Origin of the sequence: Janthinobacterium sp. 35, from assembly GCF_002754575.1 — a bacterium.
Classification (GTDB): Bacteria; Pseudomonadota; Gammaproteobacteria; order Burkholderiales; family Burkholderiaceae_D; genus Janthinobacterium; species Janthinobacterium tructae.
The window spans coordinates 3,931,025-3,948,698 of the sequence record NZ_PEFN01000001.1; the positions used below are offsets into that span (position 1 = coordinate 3,931,025).

20 protein-coding genes are annotated in these 17,674 nt (G+C 63.4%); 17 read left to right on the forward strand and 3 right to left on the reverse strand.

Annotation, left to right across the window (positions count from 1 at the left end; genetic code table 11):
- Nucleotides 1–288: 288 nt before the first annotated feature.
- The 7 genes from flhF to CLU93_RS17510 all read left to right on the forward strand — a co-directional run bounded on the left by flhF (nt 289) and on the right by CLU93_RS17510 (nt 6,114).
- Nucleotides 289–1,617, forward strand: coding sequence for a flagellar biosynthesis protein FlhF (gene flhF / locus CLU93_RS17480; protein WP_099762516.1), 1,329 nt, complete (start codon nt 289–291; stop codon nt 1,615–1,617).
- The gene (locus CLU93_RS17485; RefSeq protein WP_099764443.1) at nt 1,610–2,473 is read left to right on the forward strand and encodes a MinD/ParA family ATP-binding protein; all 864 of its coding nucleotides are present in this window, start codon (nt 1,610–1,612) and stop codon (nt 2,471–2,473) included. Before flhF ends, CLU93_RS17485 begins: the two co-directional genes overlap by 8 nt.
- Nucleotides 2,474–2,517: 44 nt before the next feature.
- Entirely contained in the window at nt 2,518–3,249 is a 732-nt protein-coding gene (locus CLU93_RS17490) for an RNA polymerase sigma factor FliA (RefSeq protein ID WP_071075839.1), read from the forward strand.
- A complete protein-coding gene (locus CLU93_RS17495; RefSeq protein WP_071075840.1) occupies nt 3,231–3,977 on the forward strand; it encodes a flagellar motor protein in 747 nt (248 codons plus the stop codon). Before CLU93_RS17490 ends, CLU93_RS17495 begins: the two co-directional genes overlap by 19 nt.
- Nucleotides 3,978–3,982: 5 nt before the next feature.
- Nucleotides 3,983–4,771: a flagellar motor protein MotD gene (gene motD / locus CLU93_RS17500; protein ID WP_099764444.1), complete on the forward strand. Its 789-nt coding sequence runs from the start codon at nt 3,983–3,985 to the stop codon at nt 4,769–4,771.
- Nucleotides 4,772–4,820: 49 nt separating this feature from the next.
- The gene (locus tag CLU93_RS17505) at nt 4,821–5,183 is read left to right on the forward strand and encodes a translation initiation factor Sui1 (protein ID WP_099762520.1); all 363 of its coding nucleotides are present in this window, start codon (nt 4,821–4,823) and stop codon (nt 5,181–5,183) included.
- A 73-nt stretch (nt 5,184–5,256) separates the two neighbouring features.
- Entirely contained in the window at nt 5,257–6,114 is an 858-nt protein-coding gene (locus CLU93_RS17510) for a hypothetical protein (protein WP_143451756.1), read from the forward strand.
- Between the two features lie 48 nt (nt 6,115–6,162).
- Here CLU93_RS17510 and CLU93_RS17515 read toward each other — a convergent pair whose 3' ends face one another.
- The 3 genes from CLU93_RS17515 to flgA all read right to left on the reverse strand — a co-directional run bounded on the left by CLU93_RS17515 (nt 6,163) and on the right by flgA (nt 7,753).
- Complete coding sequence (locus CLU93_RS17515) at nt 6,163–6,630, reverse strand: flagella synthesis protein FlgN (RefSeq protein WP_099762525.1); 468 nt, start codon at nt 6,628–6,630, stop codon at nt 6,163–6,165.
- 8 nt (nt 6,631–6,638) lie between these two features.
- Entirely contained in the window at nt 6,639–6,947 is a 309-nt protein-coding gene (gene flgM / locus CLU93_RS17520) for a flagellar biosynthesis anti-sigma factor FlgM (protein WP_034754089.1), read from the reverse strand.
- Between the two features lie 110 nt (nt 6,948–7,057).
- Entirely contained in the window at nt 7,058–7,753 is a 696-nt protein-coding gene (flgA, locus tag CLU93_RS17525; RefSeq protein ID WP_099762528.1) for a flagellar basal body P-ring formation chaperone FlgA, read from the reverse strand.
- 191 nt (nt 7,754–7,944) lie between these two features.
- Between flgA and flgB the strand changes: the two genes are divergently transcribed.
- The 10 genes from flgB to flgK all read left to right on the forward strand — a co-directional run bounded on the left by flgB (nt 7,945) and on the right by flgK (nt 17,636).
- Nucleotides 7,945–8,397, forward strand: a complete 453-nt coding sequence (gene flgB, locus CLU93_RS17530) for a flagellar basal body rod protein FlgB (protein WP_099762531.1) — start codon at nt 7,945–7,947, stop codon at nt 8,395–8,397.
- Between the two features lie 2 nt (nt 8,398–8,399).
- Nucleotides 8,400–8,801 (forward strand): flagellar basal body rod protein FlgC, encoded by a 402-nt coding sequence (gene flgC, locus CLU93_RS17535; protein ID WP_034754081.1) that lies wholly within the window; start codon nt 8,400–8,402, stop codon nt 8,799–8,801.
- A gap of 15 nt (nt 8,802–8,816) precedes the next feature.
- Entirely contained in the window at nt 8,817–9,515 is a 699-nt protein-coding gene (locus CLU93_RS17540; RefSeq protein WP_099762533.1) for a flagellar hook assembly protein FlgD, read from the forward strand.
- Nucleotides 9,516–9,569: 54 nt separating this feature from the next.
- The gene (locus tag CLU93_RS17545; protein WP_099762536.1) at nt 9,570–11,117 is read left to right on the forward strand and encodes a flagellar hook protein FlgE; all 1,548 of its coding nucleotides are present in this window, start codon (nt 9,570–9,572) and stop codon (nt 11,115–11,117) included.
- Between the two features lie 109 nt (nt 11,118–11,226).
- Complete coding sequence (locus tag CLU93_RS17550) at nt 11,227–11,970, forward strand: flagellar basal body rod protein FlgF (RefSeq protein WP_099762538.1); 744 nt, start codon at nt 11,227–11,229, stop codon at nt 11,968–11,970.
- 72 nt (nt 11,971–12,042) lie between these two features.
- The gene (flgG, locus tag CLU93_RS17555) at nt 12,043–12,825 is read left to right on the forward strand and encodes a flagellar basal-body rod protein FlgG (protein ID WP_010400781.1); all 783 of its coding nucleotides are present in this window, start codon (nt 12,043–12,045) and stop codon (nt 12,823–12,825) included.
- A gap of 50 nt (nt 12,826–12,875) precedes the next feature.
- Entirely contained in the window at nt 12,876–13,526 is a 651-nt protein-coding gene (locus CLU93_RS17560) for a flagellar basal body L-ring protein FlgH (protein WP_099762541.1), read from the forward strand.
- Between the two features lie 2 nt (nt 13,527–13,528).
- A complete protein-coding gene (locus tag CLU93_RS17565) occupies nt 13,529–14,644 on the forward strand; it encodes a flagellar basal body P-ring protein FlgI (RefSeq protein WP_099762543.1) in 1,116 nt (371 codons plus the stop codon).
- Between the two features lie 10 nt (nt 14,645–14,654).
- Nucleotides 14,655–15,581, forward strand: a complete 927-nt coding sequence (gene flgJ, locus CLU93_RS17570; RefSeq protein WP_099762545.1) for a flagellar assembly peptidoglycan hydrolase FlgJ — start codon at nt 14,655–14,657, stop codon at nt 15,579–15,581.
- A gap of 87 nt (nt 15,582–15,668) precedes the next feature.
- Nucleotides 15,669–17,636: a flagellar hook-associated protein FlgK gene (flgK, locus tag CLU93_RS17575; protein WP_099762547.1), complete on the forward strand. Its 1,968-nt coding sequence runs from the start codon at nt 15,669–15,671 to the stop codon at nt 17,634–17,636.
- Nucleotides 17,637–17,674: the final 38 nt, after the last annotated feature.

Below are 17,674 nucleotides of genomic sequence, written 5' to 3' on the forward strand. Positions count from 1 at the left end.
GGGTTCGACCCCAGTTGCCGCCTTGGGGTTTTGAATGGGGGATGTTGATCACCTGATGACAATCCCTGTCACCTTTTTGCTTATTTTTTCATCAATTTCCTGCTGGCAAATTGAATAACGGGTACTTTCCCGTCCTGTTCCTTCGATCATTTCCTCCAAGCATCGCTAATAATGGAAACTGTCCGGGTGATCTGTGTCCATGTGGAAGACAGCACCCAAGCAACAGGAGTCGACGATGGTCACACAGTTCAGCCTATATTGCGCCCCCCCCGCCTTGGGAGGCCGGTCATGAATGTGAAGAAATTTACGGGTGCCTCGTCGCGCGATGCGCTGCGCAAGGTGCGCGAAGCGCTGGGCCCCGATGCCGTGATCCTGTCGAACCGCCAGGCCGATGGCGTGGTGGAAATCCTCGCGCTGGCCAATGACGATGCCGCTTCGCTGGCGTCGCCGCCGGCCGCGTCCGAAATGTCCCAGCCCCGTCCCCAGTTGCAGACCCAGTTCGCCACGCCGCAGCGTCCGGCCGCCCCGGCCCAGCGCCCGGCTGCGCCACGTCCTGCCGCACCGCGCCAGGCAGCCGGCGAGCCAGTGGACATGGCCCGCATGCAGCAGATGATGGCCAGCGCGCTGGCGCACGTCAAAGAGAACGCCGCCGCCGAGATGAGCGGCATGATGAATGAAATCCGCGCCATGCGCGGCATGATGGAAACCCAGCTGGCGGAAATCTCGTGGGGCTCGACGCAGCAGCGCGAGCCGCAAAAAGCCGTGGTGCTGCGCGAAATGCTGGCCGCCGGTTTCTCGGCCAGCCTGGCGCGCTACCTGATCGATAAGCTGCCCGCCGGCCTCGATGGCGCGCAAAGCATGCGCTGGATCAAGACCGTCCTCAGCCGTAACCTGAATACCGTCGCCAATGAAGACGCCATGCTGGAGCAGGGCGGCGTGTTTGCGCTGGTCGGCCCGACCGGTGTCGGCAAGACCACCAGCACGGCCAAGCTGGCGGCCCGCTGCGTGATGCGCCACGGCCCGGAAAAGCTGGCCCTGATTACCACGGACGCCTATCGTATCGGCGCGCACGAACAGTTGCGCATCTACGGCAAGATCCTCGGCGTGATGGTGCATTCGGTGAAGGATGAAGCGGACTTGCGCATCGCCCTGAAAGAATTGAAGAACAAGCACACGGTGCTGATCGATACGGTGGGCGTGAGCCAGCGCGACCAGATGGTGACGGAGCAGGTGGCCATGCTGTCGGGCGCGGGCGCCGACGTGAAACGTTTGCTGTGCCTGAACTCCACGGCGACGCAGGAAACCTTGAACGAAGTGGTGCGCGCCTACCAGGGCAGCGGCCTGGCCGGCTGCATCATGACCAAGCTCGATGAAGCGGCCTCGATCGGCAATGTGCTCGACGTGGTGATCCGCCAGAAACTCAATCTGTTTTATGTGTCGAATGGCCAGCGCGTGCCGGAAGACCTGTACCTGGCCGACCGCGGCTACCTGATCGACCGCGCCTTCAAGCTCAAGCGCGATGCGGCGGCGACGCAGTTTTCCGATGCCGAACTGCCGCTCCTGATGGCGCAAGCGGCCGCCCGCAACAATGAAGCGCGCGGGGTGCGCCTTGGCTAATTTCGATTTCGACCAGGCCGAAGGCTTGCGCCGCATGCTGGCTGGTCCGCAGCCGCGCGTGATGACATTTTTATCGGCCACGCCGCAGGACGACAAGGGCGCCATGCTGGTCAACCTGGGCGCTTCGCTGGTCTACGGCGGCAATGACGTGCTGCTGCTCGACGCCAGCGGCGGCAGCGACGGCGTCGCCGCGCGCCTGGGACTGGCGCACGGCGCCAGCCTGCGCGACGTGGCGCGCCAGCAGTGCGCCCTGAACCAGGTCATCCACCAGGTGCCGCAAGGCTTCGGCGTGGCCAGCCTGGGCGCGCGCAACCACCTGATGGACAGCATGGACTATGCGGGTGCGGAAGAACTGCGCCGCCTGGGCAAGACCTTCGAGGTGCTGGCGCGCCAGAGCGGCATCGTGTTGGTCGACGGCGTCGTCGCCGACGCGGGCGATTGCTTCCCCGTGCCGCTGATGGCCTCGTCCGATATCGTGGTGCAAGTGTCGACCAGCGCCACCTCGATCAAGGCGGCGTACTGCCTGATCAAGCGCCTGAGCCAGGAGCTGGGACGCCGTCCGTTCGGCATTCTCGTCACCGGCGCTTCCGAATCCGAGGCAAAAGTGGTATACGATAATATGGCGCAGGCGGCGAGCCGCTACCTGGCCGTGAAACTGACCTCGATGGGATCGGTGCCTGCCGATGAGTATCTGCACCGCGCGGCGCGTCTGGGCCGCAGCGTGGTCGATGCCTTTCCGCTGGCGGGAGCCTCGGTGGCGTTTCGCGGACTGGCCGAGCGGCTGGCCCGTTCGGCGGCGCCGGTGCTCGGTGGCACCTTGTACCAGACGGGGAGCCCGCACCAGTTCAGCGTCTGAATCCATCATCAGCACACGATAGCAGTTAAAACAATAAGCAGCCTATGTACACGGTCAAAGGGAAATCGAACAAGGACTATTTGCTGACGGAGCACATTCCGCTGGTGAAGCGTCTGGCGCACCATATGAAGGCGAAATTGCCGCCTTCGGTCGAGGTCGATGACCTGATCCAGGCGGGCATGATCGGCCTGCTCGACGCCATCAGCCGCTATGAAGAGACGCATGGCGCGCAGTTCGAGACGTATGCCGTGCTGCGTATCCGCGGCGCCATGCTCGACGAATTGCGCACCAGCGACTGGCTGCCGCGCAGCATGCGCCAGAACATGCGCAAGATCGAAGAGGCGATGAGCATCTTGCAGCAGCGCCTCGGACACCCGCCGACGGAGTCGGAAGTGGCGAAATTGCTGAAAATGTCGCTCGTCGATTACCAGGAAATGCTGGGCGACGGCGGCGGCCACCAGTTGCTGTACTACGAAGACTTTCATGACCCGGACGGCAATGACAGCTTTCTCGACCGCCATTGCGTGGACGAGGACAGCGACCCCTTGCGGTCCCTGCTCGATACCGATTTCCGGCAATCCGTGATCGATGCCATCGACGCGCTGCCGCCACGCGAGAAAATGCTCATGGGCCTGTACTACGAAGAAGAGCTGAACCTGAAGGAGATCGGCGCGGTGATGGGTGTATCCGAATCGCGCGTCTCGCAGCTGCATACCCAGGCCGTCGCGCGCCTGCGCGCAACCTTGAGGGAGCTGGCGTGGACTGGTCCAGCGTAATCGGGCTGGCGCTGGCGCTGGCCGGCCTCTTGGTCGGCCAGGCACTGGAAGGCGGTAAGATGGCCTCCCTGCTGCAGCCGGCCGCCTTTGCCATCGTGGTCATTGGTACCTTCGGCGCCGTGCTGCTGCAAACGCGGCTGCGCACTTTCGTGCGCGGCCTGGAAATGCTGCGCTGGGTCTTCCTGCCGCCAGCCGACACGCGTGCCGCGCTGGCGCGCGACATCGGGCAATGGAGCTTGACGGCGCGCCGCGACGGCCCGCTGGCGCTCGAACGCCTGATGGAAAACACGGCCGACCGCTTCAATGCCAAGGGCTTGCGCATGATCGTCGATGGCATCGCGCCCGACAAGCTGCGCCAGCTGCTCGACGTGGAAATCTCCGCCTATGAAATGGCCGAACGCCAGGCCGTCAAGGTGTGGGAATCGGCGGCCGGCTATTCGCCCACCATCGGCATCCTGGGCGCCGTGCTGGGCCTGATCCACGTGATGGAAAACCTCACCGACCCGAGCAAATTGGGTAGCGGCATTGCCGTGGCGTTTGTCTCGACCATTTATGGCGTCGGCCTGGCCAATCTGCTGTTCCTGCCGGTGGCGAACAAGCTCAAGGCCATCGTCTCGCGCCGCGTGCTGCAGTATGAAATCACGGCCGCCGTGCTGTACGACATCGCCACGGGCGACCACACGCGCATCATCGAAGAGCGCGTGGCCAGCCTGCTGCACGAGCACTGAGCATGATGCGGCGCGCGCGCAGGAAGTATGACGAGGAACCGGATAACCAGGACCGCTGGCTGATCTCGTACGCCGACTTCATCACCTTGCTGTTCGCCTTTTTCGTCGTCATGTATGCGATTTCGCAAGTCAACGAAGGCAAATACCGCGTCTTCCAGAATGCCATCGGCCAGGCCTTCAGCCTGGAAAAGGGCGCGCCGCCCATCATCATGGAAGCGCCGCAAGCCATTGCGCTGCCGAACCCCGCCCTGAAACGCCGCACGGAAGCCATCCGCCGCGAGCGCGAACACATGACGCGCCTGGCGCAGGACCTGACGTCCACCCTGGCGCCGCTGGTCAAGGAAGGCAAGGTGCGGGTGACGCAGACGAGCCGCGGCGTGAGCGTGGAAATCAATGCCAGCGTGCTGTTCGACCCGGGCGCCGCAGGGCTGACGATGGAGTCGGACCAGGCGCTGCGCGCCGTGGCCGTGCTGCTCAAGGACGACCCCCACGCGGTGCAGGTGGAAGGGCATACGGACGTGCAGCCGATCAGCAATTCGACCTTTGCCTCGAACTGGGAATTATCGGCCGCGCGCGCCAGCGCCGTGGTGCGCCTGTTCATCGCCAGCGGCGTGCAAGCGTCGCGCCTGACGGCCGTGGGCCACGCCGACAACATCCCCGTGGCGCCGAACGAAACGCCGGAAGGGCGCGCGCGCAACCGCAGGGTCGCCGTGACGATTTTGTCGGGCATCCCCGAGACGGTGACGGAAGTGCCGACGCCGCCCGTCGCACCTGCTCCGGCTCCCGCCAACTGAACCCCGGCGCTTGGTACAATCGCACCTTCTCCCTTTTTATCTCTCCATCATGAAAAGCAGTTCCCTGGGCGGTCTCGTGTATTCCACCGAAACGGGCCGCATGTGTCCCGCCTGCCGCCAGCCGCTGGCGCAATGCGCGTGCAAGGCACAAGCCAAGGCGGCGCCGGCTGGCGATGGCGTGGTACGCGTGTCGCGCCAGACCAAGGGTCGCGGCGGCAAGAGCGTCAGCGTGGTAAAAGGCCTGGCGCTGGACGCCATCGCGCTGGCCCTGCTGGGCAAGCAGCTGCGCACGCAGTGCGGCTCGGGCGGTACCGTCAAGGATGGCGTGATCGAGGTGCAGGGCGACCACGTGGACACCATCGTGGCCGCGCTGGCCAAGCTGGGGCACCAGGCGAAAAAAGCCGGCGGTTGAGCGTGCCGAGGCGTGCGGCCCGCTGCCGTGCGCCTGTGGTAACGTGCGCTTCCCATCCACGCGCATCCTCACCATGAACGTCAAATTCACCAGTATCGCCATCGCCGCTGCCATTGCGGCAGCACTGGCGCTGGCGTACTGGTCCGCACCCGACGGCGGCGCGCCGCAATCTGTGGCGATCGCTGCCGCCAGTGCACCAGCGGGGCGCAGCCTGGAATCGTATTTGCATATCGATGCTTCCGTCCCTGCGGCTGAAGCGCCCGTTGTCGTTTCCCTGGCGCAGCGGCTCGAACGCCTGGCCGCCAGCGGCAGGGCGGAAGATGCGTATGCGGCCTACAACCTGCTCGACGACTGCATCGTCTTCCAGCGCGAGAGCCGCTTGCCGGGGCTGGAATTCGAGCTGGGACGCGAGATGACGGCGGCAGAAAAAGCCGCCCAGCAGCAGCTGTGCGCGGGCCTGACGCAGCGCCAGCGCGAGGACCGCCTCGGCTACCTGGCCGCTGCCGCCAAGGCGGGCGTGCCGGGCGCGGCCACCCTGTTCCTGTCGGAAGGGCCGTTCGGCGACCGCAGCGCGCTGCGCAACCGTCCCGACGATCCGCTGGTGCAGGCATGGAAGCGGCAAGCCATCGCCCAGCTGACGGCGCAGGCGGATGAAGCCGAGCTCTCCAGCGTGGCTACCCTGATGATGGCCTACCTGCGCGATGGCGAGGTGGTGCAGAAAGATGCGCCGCAAGCGTATGGCTACCTGCTGGCCCTGCGCCTCGTCTACGACGACATCCTCGCGCCCGGCGTCACCAATCCGTATCAGGATGAATACTGGCACTGGCTGCGGGATGAGCTGACCCCGGCGCAGCAGGCCGCCGCCGCAGCGAAGGGGCAAGCCATCGCGGCGAAATTTCGCCAGCACACGGGGCGTCCCGTGCACGGTTGAGCTGGCAAGGCGGCTGCGCCTTGCCGGGGTGCTGGTAACGAGGGAGAATTAACCGATGACGACGCGCCGGCTGGCCGTGTTGGTCATCGGTTGGCCGCTGGGGCCGTAGAAATTGCCGCTCTGGGCCGTGGGGCGCATGGCGTTCAGGGCGCCTTGCGTGTGCAGCATGTGCTTGTTGACCAGCATGCTGTTGAGCCGGTTCTGTTCTTTCGCTTCGCGCGTGGTGTCGAGCAGGGCGTTCCACAGGGGCGCCGCTTCGGCTTCGCTGGCGCCGGCCAGCCAGTCTTCCATGCCCGCTTCGGCGGCCGTGAAACCGGCTGCCGCCAGCGCCTGGTGGCGTTGCGCCGCCAACTGGCTCAATTGTCCGACGAGTGCCGTCTTGCGCACCGTGAGCTCCGTGATTGCATCGATGTCAGCCGCAACCAGATGCCGCTGTTCTTCTTTCATCAATGCCAGCAATGTGGTCATGAGCTGTTGCTCGTCGCGCAGGCTGGAAAACGGAGTCACTGATTGCATGAGGGAACCTATCTATTTCGTGAGTGCAGCAAGTCCTTGACTGTGTCGAGGAGACCGTCCGCCACTTTTTCAGAGTTGACCTGGAACTGGCCGTCGGCGATCGCCAGTTTGATGCGTTCGACTTTTTTCGTGTCGAACACGGCGCCGCTGCCGGCAGTTGCACTGGCCGCTAATGCCTGTCCTTGTGGCGACAGGCGTACATTGTCCGACGTCGTCGGTGTTGCCTGGGCTTTCTCGGCATTCCGGGCGCCGGAGGTATTCGCGGGCGCCACCGGCAGGCCGGGATTGCTTTTAATGGTGTTATCGGTAATTTTCACAGCGTGATCCTCGTCTGGTCGAAGTCAAAAAACTCCGGGATATGACATCTTATCGGCATCTTATCCAGGAACTTTAGTGCGCCAGACTACAATATCGCTATCTATTCGCGTTAAAAGGCGACCTCCACCATGCCACCCGCGCGCGCCACGCCGCTGATCTGCTGGCCGCTCTGCGTGCGTACCTGCACCGTCTGGCCATCGCCGGCGCTGCCGATGGCGCGTCCTTCTGATGCCACCTGGAAGCCGTTGCCACTGGAAACGACGCGCACCAGCTGGCCTTGCATGACCACCGGCTTGCGGCGCAGGGTGTCGAGGCGCATCGGCGTGCCTGGTGGCAATGAAATATTCGTGCTGGCGCCCACTACCTGGGCCATGTCGGTGGCGATGCCTGCGGGCAATGCCGCCAGGTCACCCTGCATCGTCACCAGCTGGCTGGCGTCGATGGCTTGCCCTTGTGCCAGCGGCACGGCGCTGGCCACGTAGTCGCCCACGACGGCCACGTTGGCTTGCAAATAGATGGTCCAGTTGGAAGGTGCCGTGCAGCGCACGCCCACGGTGGTCTTGCCCCAGGCGCGCGCGCCTGGCGCCATGAACGCTTGCGGCGCGGGGCAGGCGGTCAGGTTCAGGCGCGGATCGACGGCGCCGACGCTGATCGTCACCTTGCCTGGCAAGCCGTTGCTTTGTACCTGCAGGAATTGTTCCACGCTGTTGCGCAGCGCTTCCGGGGTCTGCCGGCCGGCGTTTTGCGCCTGCGCCAGCAGTGGCAGGGCGGCAAGAGCGAGAAGGAGTGCAAGCGGTGTTTTCATGGTGATAGGCCTCTGGAATATTGCCATGATAGTGCGCGCAGCCCTGATCGAAGCGCCGATTAAGGGGTAAAAGTACGGTCTGATCCGGCGATGGTCTTGCCGGTGGGCACCGTACTATGTTTCCTGTCATCACTATACCGCCATCCTTCCGCCATCTCGGGCGCCAGTGGCAGATCTTTCCGGAGCCTGACATGATAGGGAAACTCGACGATTACATGCGCTTCAACGAGACGGCGCTGAGCCTGCGCTCGACGCGCCAGGAATTGCTCGCCTCGAATATCGCGAATGCCGATACGCCCAACTACAAGGCGCGCGATGTCGATTTCGCCTCCGCGCTGAAGGGGGCGATGGCGCGCAAGGATGGCGTGCCGCCAGCCCTGAGGGGCACGGCGCCGCAGCATCTGCCGGGCAAGGGCGTGGCAGCAGCAGCGGGCGCAACCGGTGGCGGCAAGGTCGAGACCCTGGCCGACGGCACGCCGCTGCTGTACCGCGCGCCGGCCCAGGGCGCCGTCGACGGCAATACGGTGGACATGGATCTTGAACGCAACGCCTTTGCCGACAACGCCATCCGCTACGAGGCGGCCGTGACGTTCCTCAACTCGCAGATCAAGGGCATGCTGACGGCCATCCAGGGAGGACAATAATCATGTCGCTGTTTAATATCTTTAATGTCTCCGGTTCGGCCATGAGCGCCCAGGCGCAGCGCCTGAACACGGTGGCCAGCAACCTGGCCAATGCCGACAGCGCCACCAGCGCCACGGGCGAAGCCTACCGCGCCAAGCAGGTGGTGTTCGAGGCCGTGCCCATGGCCAACGGCGCCACGGCCGTCAAGGTGCAGAAGGTGATCGAGGACCCGTCGCCGATGAAGCTGGTCTACGACCCGAAGAACCCGCTGGCCGACGAGAAGGGCTACGTCACCATGCCCAACGTGAATACGGTCGATGAGATGGTCAACATGCTGTCGGCCTCGCGCTCGTACCAGACCAATGTGGAAACCATGAACGCGGCCAAGTCGCTGCTCCTGAAAACCCTCACCATCGGCCAATAAGGCTGACTGACTATTATGGCAACCATCGATACCAGCACCGCCACCGTCACCGACCTGATGGCGACGATGAATCCGAAGAAGACGACGGCCGCGAAGGGCAGCGTCGAGGAAGAAACGAACAAATTCCTGACCCTGCTGGTGACCCAGCTGCAAAATCAGGACCCGATGAATCCGCTGGACAATGCGCAGCTGACGAGCCAGCTGGCCCAGCTGTCCACGGTGACCGGCGTCAACAAGCTCAATACCACGCTGGAAACGCTGAAAACCAGCTACCAGCAGGCCGAATCCATGCAGGCGGCCAATATCATCGGCCACGGCGTGCTGACGGCAGGCAAGAACGTCACCCTGAGCAAGAGCGCAGCCCTGCTGGGCGTGGAGCTGGCGACACCGGCCGACAGCGTCAAGGTCATCATCTACAACAGCACGGGCAAGGAAGTCCATTCCATCGACCTGGGCCCGCAGGATGCGGGTACCTTGCCGCTGGGCTGGAACGGTTCCACCGCCGAGCTCGACAAGGATGGCAAGCCGATCGTGCTGGCCGACGGCGCGTATACCTTTTCGGTGGAAGCGACGCGCGGCGGCGCCAAGCTCACGGATGCAGCGGCGCTGATGTTCGGCTCGGTCGCCAGCGTGTCGACGGGCGCCGGTGGCGTGAAGTTGAACGTGCCGGGCGTGGGCAGCATCACCATGGCCGATGTGAAACAGATTTTGTAAGCCGCTCGTTTGTAGCGTAGACCCTCTACCCCTAATTTCTACCAGGAGAACACAATGTCTTTCCAACAAGGCCTGAGCGGCTTGAATGGCGCCGCCAAATCGCTGGACGTCATCGGCAACAATATCGCCAACTCGGCCACCGTGGGTTTCAAGCAATCGCAGGCGCAGTTTGCCGACATCTATGCCAACTCGCTGTATGGCGTGGGCGGCAACCAGCCCGGCATCGGTGTGGCCGTGTCGCAAGTGGCGCAGCTGTTCAACCAGGGTAACCTGGAAAGCTCGTCGAATCCGCTCGACATCGCCATCAATGGCGGCGGTTTCTTCCGCACCAGCGTGAACGGTGCCATCCAGTATTCGCGCAACGGCCAGTTCCAGGTCGACAAGAGCGGCTTCATCATCAATGCCCAGAAAGCCCAGCTGACGGGCTATCCGGCCGATGTGAACGGCAAGATCCTGGCCGGCGCCGTCGTACCGCTGCAGATCGACCCGTCCGACATGGCGCCGCAGGCGACCACCAAGGTCGATACCCAGGTCAACCTCGATTCCAACTCGGCCATGCCGACCGTGGTGCCGTTCAGCGTGGGCGAGCAAAAGTCGTGGACCAAACAATTCCCCGTGCCGGTTTTTGATTCGCTGGGCAATGCCCACACCATGTCCAATTTCTATGTCAAGACGGGCACCAATAGCTGGGATGTCTACTCGGCTACTGACGGCAAGGAAATTACCAGCGCGAAAGTGGCTGCCGCGGCGCAGACCGATACCGCCTCGCTGGCCGCGCGCACCGCCTACCAGTCCGCCGTCACTGCCGTACCGCTGGTACCGGCGGCTATCACGGCTGCCGCCGTCGCCTATGGCAATGCGGCCGGCGCCGCCGTGCGCGCCGCCGCCGTGCTGGCCGGCGCCAGCACCGCCCAGTTGAATGCCATCAGCGCCACCTATGGCAGCGCCGTGCCTAACGGCATCAATTCCAGCCTGACGCCAGATCAGATCGACAAGAATATCGCCGCCGTGACGGAAGTGCCCGCCGTGAGGTCGGCTTCGCTGGTGTTCAACAGCGTCGGCAGCCTGGACAAGGCCGCCATGCTGGGCCTGACGCCGCCGCAAACCTTGCCGGTGACGGTCAACCTGCCCGTCTTCCCCGCCACGGGCGCGAACGCGAACCTGGCGATCAAGGTCGACTTCACCAATTCCACTCAGCTCAGCTCGTCCACCAGCGAAAAGCGCACCGTGGCCGATGGTTATGCGGCCGGTCAGCTGAGCCGTTTCGTCGTGGGTAGCGATGGCGTGATCCAGGGCCAGTACAACAATGGCAAGACACGCGACCTGGGCCAGGTGGTGTTGACCAAGTTTGCCAATCCGAATGGCCTCGAACCGCTGGGCAACAATGCCTGGGCAGAAAGCTCGACCTCGGGCAGCCCCATGACGGGCGAGCCGAGCTCGGCCGGCCTGGGCGACTTGCGCGCCTCGGCCGTGGAAGTGTCGAACGTGGACCTGACGGCGGAGCTGGTCAACATGATCACGGCCCAGCGCGCCTACCAGGCGAATGCGCAGACCATCAAGACGCAGGATTCTGTTCTGCAAACCCTGGTGAACTTGCGCTAATGGATTGACCCCCTAGCGGCGAAAGGCCGGGGTCGGACCCTCAGGGACTTGGCGTCCCCGTCCGACCCCAGTTTTTGCCTTGGGTTTCAGGCAACAGGAGAAATAAAAAATGGACCGTCTCATCTACACCGCCGGCTCGGGCGCCAAGCACATCCTGGACAAGCAGGCGACCACGGCGAATAACCTGGCGAATGCCACCAGCACGGGTTTCCGTGCCCAGCTCGACTCGTTTCGCGCCGTGCCCGTGGTGGCTGACGGCATGATGCCGACGCGCGCCTTTGTCGTCGATTCGACGGTCGGCTCCGATTTCACGCAAGGACCCATGCAGCACACGGGCCGCGCGCTCGACGTGGCCGTGGAAAATGGCGGCTGGATCGCGGTGCAGTCGGCCGACGGTTCCGAAGCCTATACGCGCAACGGTGCCTTCAAACTCAATGAAAACGGCATGTTGCAGACACAATCGGGCCTGATGGTGCAGGGCGATACGGGTCCGCTGGCGATTCCGCCGGGCGTGACGGTGTCCATCGCCAGCGATGGCACGGTGGGCACGATTTCCACCGATGTGCCGCCGGGCCCGTCCACGGTGCTGGGACGCATCAAGCTGGTCAACCCGTCCGAGCAGCAACTGGTGCGCGGCGACGACGGCCTGTTCCGCCTGAAGGATGGCACGCTGGCGCAAGCCGACCAGGCCGTCAAATTGACGACGGGCGCGCTCGAAGGCAGCAATGTCAGCCCCGTCGACTCGATGGTCAGCATGATCGCCCTGGCGCGCCAGTTCGAAACACAAATGAGCTTGTTGAAGAATGCCGAGAATAACGCGGCGAAAGCCACCCAGATCCTCGCTTTGAATTGATAGAGCCGGTCGCATAATGGTCACATAGAAATAGTCTACAGGGCTGATGAGCGCTGTTATTGGAGAAAAATCATGATTCGTTCCCTTTGGATAGCCAAGACCGGCCTGGAAGCGCAGCAGACGCAGATGGACGTGATTGCCAATAACCTGGCCAACGTCAGTACCACTGGCTTCAAGAAGTCGCGCGCCGTGTTTGAAGACTTGCTGTATCAAAATGTGCGCCAGCCGGGTGCGCAATCGTCGCAGCAAACCCAATTGCCGTCGGGCTTGCAGATCGGCACGGGCGTGCGCACCGTGGCTACCGAACGCATCCATACCCAGGGCAACCCCCAGGCATCCGGTAATTCGCGCGACGTGATGGTCAACGGCACCGGTTTCTTCCAGGTGCTGCTGCCCGATGGCGCCACCGCCTACACGCGCGACGGCTCCTTCCAGACCGATGCCAATGGCCAGTTGGTGACTTCCGAAGGCTTCGTCATCCAGCCTGCCATCACCGTGCCGACCAATGCGCTGAGCCTGACCGTGGCGCGCGACGGCACCGTCTCCGTGACCTTGCCCAATACCGTGGCGCCATCGCAGATCGGCTCGCTGCAGCTGACCACCTTCGTCAATCCGGCCGGCCTGGAATCGAAGGGCGAAAACCTGTACATGGAAACGGGCGCCTCCGGCGTGGCGCAAACCAACACCCCGGGCACGAATGGCGCCGGCGTGCTGATGCAGGGCTACATCGAGAGCTCGAACGTCAACGTGGCCGAGGAAATGGTCAACATGATCCAGACGCAGCGCGCCTACGAAATCAACAGCAAGGCCATCACCACATCCGATCAAATGCTGCAGAAATTGTCGCAACTTTAATTTTCATAGTCGTCATGCCATCCGCCGCCGGATGGCAGCGGAGGTTCGCCATGCAATACCCCATCATCGCCCTGTTGTCCGCAGTCCTGTTGTCCGGCTGCGCCATCACGCCTACGTCCATCGTGCAATACCCGACCACCACGCGCGCGCCGATGCCGGAACCGGTGGTCGTCAACAACGGTTCCATCTACCAGCCGTCGACCTACCGTCCCGCCTTCGAAGACCGCCGCGCGCGTCACGTGGGCGACACCATGACGATCGCCATCACCGAGCGCACGAACGCCGTCAAGGCGGGCGCCAGTTCCGGCAACAAGTCGGGCAGCGTGGGCTTCAGTACGCCAGGTTTTGCCCAGGGCCGTTTAGGCGGCAGCGTCTCGGCGAATGGCGCAACGAAATTTGCCGATGGCGACAACCAGTCCGCCAGCAACACCTTTTCCGGCACGATCGGCGTGACGGTGATCGAAGTATTGCCAAACGGAAATCTTATCGTCGCCGGCGAAAAACAGATCGCCATGAACAAGGGCACGGAATTCATCCGTTTCTCGGGCATGGTCAATCCGGACACCATCGGCACGGGCAACGTCGTGGCCTCGACCCAGGTGGCCGACGCGCGCGTCGAATACCGCACCAACAGCCAGATCGACCGCGCCGAAATGGCCTCGATGGCCTCGCGCTTCTTCCTCAGCCTGTTGCCGTTCTGATCATGGCCACTTTTACTTTTCCCCGCTGTTTGGCCATTGCCGGCCTGGCTTGCGCCCTGCTGGCGCCGATGGCGCAAGCCGAGCGCATCAAGGACCTGGCCAGCATCGCCGGCGTGCGCCAGAATCAGCTGATGGGCTATGGCCTCGTCGTCGGCCTCGACGGCAGCGGCGACCAGACCACGCAAACGCCGTTCACCATCCAGAGCGTGGCGGCGATGCTGCAGCAGCAAGGCATCAACTTGCCGCAAGGCACCAGTTTGCAGCTGAAAAACGTGGCCGCCGTGATGGTGACGACGTCCTTGCCCGCGTTTGCCCAGCCGGGCCAGATGCTCGACGTGACCGTGTCGTCGATGGGCAATGCGAAAAGCTTGCGCGGCGGCACCTTATTGATGACGCCATTGAAGGGCGCCGACGGCCAGGTGTACGGCATGGCGCAGGGCAATGTACTGGTGGGCGGCGTGGGCGCGCAGGCGGCCGGCAGCTCCATCGTCATCAATCACCTGAGCGTGGGACGCATCTCGGGCGGTGCTACCGTCGAGCGCACAGTGCCCTCGGTGCTGGGCGCCAACAACACCATACGCCTGGAATTGAATGCCACCGATTTCGCCACCGCCAGCCGCGTGGTCGACGCCATCAACAGCCGCTACGGCGCCGGCACGGCCGCCGCGCTGGACGGGCGCGTGATTCAGGTGCAGTCGCCGGGCAGCAGCGACCAGCGCGTGACCTTCCTGGGCCAGCTGGAAAGCATCGAAGTCAATCCGGCCCGCCTGGCGGCCAAGGTCATCATGAATGCGCGCACCGGTTCCGTTGTGATGAACCAGTCCGTGACGCTGGAAACCTGCGCCATTTCGCACGGCAACCTGTCCGTCACCATCAATGTCGAGCCGCAGGTGAGCCAGCCGGCGCCCTTGTCGGGCGGGCGCACGGTGGTCACGCAGACGGCACAGATCGATATCAAGAAGGAACCGGGCAAGGTCATGCTGGTCAAGGGTGGCGCTTCGCTGTCCGATGTGGTGAAAGCCTTGAACGCCATCGGCGCCTCGCCGCAAGACTTGCTGGCCATCCTGCAGGCGATGAAGGCGGCCGGTTCGCTGCGCGCCGAACTTGAAATCATTTGATGGACACGCCATGATCAGCCAAACCGACCTCAGCAATACCGCCGCCTACGACGTCAAGGGCATGGATGGCTTGCGCCAGTCCGCCAAGGCGAAGGATCCTGCCGCCCTGAAAGAGGCGGCCACGCAATTTGAAGCCATGTTCATCAACATGATGATGAAAAGCATGCGTGAAGCCTCGCCGCAGGACGGCATCATGGATAGCCAGCAAAGCAAGATGTATACCTCGATGCTGGACCAGCAGACGAGCCAGAACCTGGCCAAGCGGGGTACGGGCCTGGCGGACGTGCTGATTCGCCAGCTGTCGTCCTCGAACCAGGCGCTGGCCGCCGATGGCGCCGAAGCGCCGTCGCCACGCTCGTCGAGCATGGCCCAGGCGCTGGCCGCGTTCCGCCAGCAGCAGGGCGCCCTCGCCGACGGTGCAAGCAGTGTCAGCGGCAGTGGCAAGACCCTGAGCGAGAAGGCCAATGCCACGCAGGCGCCGCATGTGCGCGCGTTCCAGGAAAAGCTGGGTGTGCATGCGGAAGAAGCCAGCCGCGCCACCGGCATCCCGGCCAAGTTCATGCTGGGCCAGGCGGCGCTGGAAACGGGCTGGGGCAAGCGCGAAATCATCGCCCGCGACGGCAGCAGCAGCCACAACCTGTTCGGCATCAAGGCCACGGGCGACTGGAAAGGCAAGGTCACGGAAGCCGTCACCACGGAATATGTGAATGGCAAGGCGCAGCGCAAGGTGGAAAAATTCCGTGCCTATGACAGCTACGCGGACAGCTTCAAGGATTATGCGCAGTTAATTACCAACAACAAGCGCTACGAGAAAGTGCTCGCCAGCGCGGGCGACGCCAGCACGTTTGCCCAGGGCTTGCAAAAGGCCGGCTACGCGACGGACCCGAATTACGCTGCCAAATTGACAAAAATCATCAAGCATTCGCTGGTCGGTTAACCCCTGCCGTACCCCTGTGCAAGCCGCGCGCTTCAAGTTTTCGCCGCGGCTGCCGTAAATACATGTGACGGTAACCAATAAGACACCATGACTTCGAATCTACTCAGCATCGGTAAGAGCGGTTTGCTTGCAGCGCAGGTGGGCCTGTCGACGACCGGGCATAACATCACCAATGCGAATGTCCCCGGCTACAATCGCCAGACGGTGCTGCAGCAGACTTCGCAGTCGAACTTTGCCGGCTATGGCTTCGTCGGCACGGGCACGGAAGTGTCGCAGATCAAGCGCCAGTACGACAGCTTCATGGGCACCCAGGTCAATGCCGCACAAAGCGCCACCAGCGCGCTCGATAGCTATTACACGCAGATCAGCCAGATCGACAACTTGCTGGCCGACCCCACGGCGGGCTTGTCGCCCGCCCTGCAAGACTTCTTCAAGGGCGTGCAGGACTTCAGCGCCAATCCGTCTTCGGTCGCTTCGCGCCAGGCGTTGCTGTCGAGCGCCGGCTCGCTCGCTTCCCGTTTCCAGGGCTTGAGCGCGCGCCTGACGGAGATCGGCGACGGCGTCAATTCGCAGATCACGTCGAATGTGACGGTGATTAATACCTACGCCAAGCAGCTCGCCGAGCTGAACAAGTCGATTTCCCAGTTGTCGGTCGATGCCAGCAACCAGCCCAACGATCTGCTGGACCAGCGCGATCAGCTGATCACGGAATTGAATAAATATGTCAAGGCGACGGTGCAGCCCGCTGCCAACAATACCGTCACCATTTCCATCGGCGCGGGCCAGCCGCTGGTGGTGGCGGATCGCAGCTTCGCGCTGGCGGCCACGCCTTCGCGGACGGACCCGAACCGCATCGAGGTGGGCTATGTCACTGGCAACACCGTCAGCGTGCTGCCGGACAGCTCCCTGACCGGCGGCTCGCTGGGCGGCTTGCTGGAATTTCGCAGCGGCACCCTGGACAATGTGCAGAACTCGCTGGGCAAGGTGGCCATCGCGCTGGCGAGTACCTTCAACGACCAGCACAAGCTGGGCCAGGACTTGAATGGCGTCATGGGCGGCGACTTTTTCAAGATACCCGACCCCGTGATCGGCGCCGACCGCGGCAACAACGCCAGCAGCACCACCGTGCTGTCGGCCAAGGTCAGCGACCCCACCAAGCTGACGGCCAGCGATTACAGCCTGAATTACGATGGCACCAACTATGTGGTGACGCGTGAATCGGACGGCGCGCACACCATCATCAATCCGTATCCGCAAACGGCGCCGCAAACCATCGACGGCGTCGATTTCTCGATCTCGGGCACGGCCGCCCAAGGCGACAACTACGTCATCAAACCGACGGCGAATGGCGCGGCGGGCCTGGCCGTGCTGATCACCGACCGCAACAAGATTGCCGCTGGGGCCCCCATCGCCACCTCGGCGCCGGTGGCCAATACGGGCACGGGCAAGCTCAGCGCCGGCTCAGTCGACAAGGCCTACCTGACCCCCGGCAATACCCTGACGGGTCCCGTGACCTTGACCTACGACAAGGCGACTACCTCGCTGACGGGTTTCCCGGCTGGCCAGGCGGTGACGGTCAAGGGCGTGAATGGCGCCACCACGACCTATCCGGCCGGCACGGCGAGCATCCCGTATGCGGAAGGCGACAACTTCAGCTTTGGCGGCATCAATGTCAGCATGACGGGCACGCCGGCGCAGGGCGATACCTTCACGATCAAGCCCAATACGGGCGGCGTGGGCGACAATCGCAATGCCGCGCTGCTGGCGGGCTTGCAGACGAAGAACATCCTCGATGGCGGCAATACCACGTTCCAGGGTTCGTATGCGCAAACCGTCAGCTTCGTGGGCAACAAGACACGCGAAGTGCAGGTCAGCGGCCTGGCCAGCCTGGCCTTGCTGCAGCAGGTCAGCACCCAGCAGCAGGCCGTCTCCGGCGTCAACCTCGATGAAGAGGCGGCCAACCTGCTGCGTTACCAGCAGTCTTACCAGGCGTGCGGCAAGGTCATGCAGATCGCCAGCACCCTGTTCGACGTGGTCATCGGCCTGGGACGTTAATCAATTTTTGCCGCGACATAGCGCGCGGCGGCTTTCTG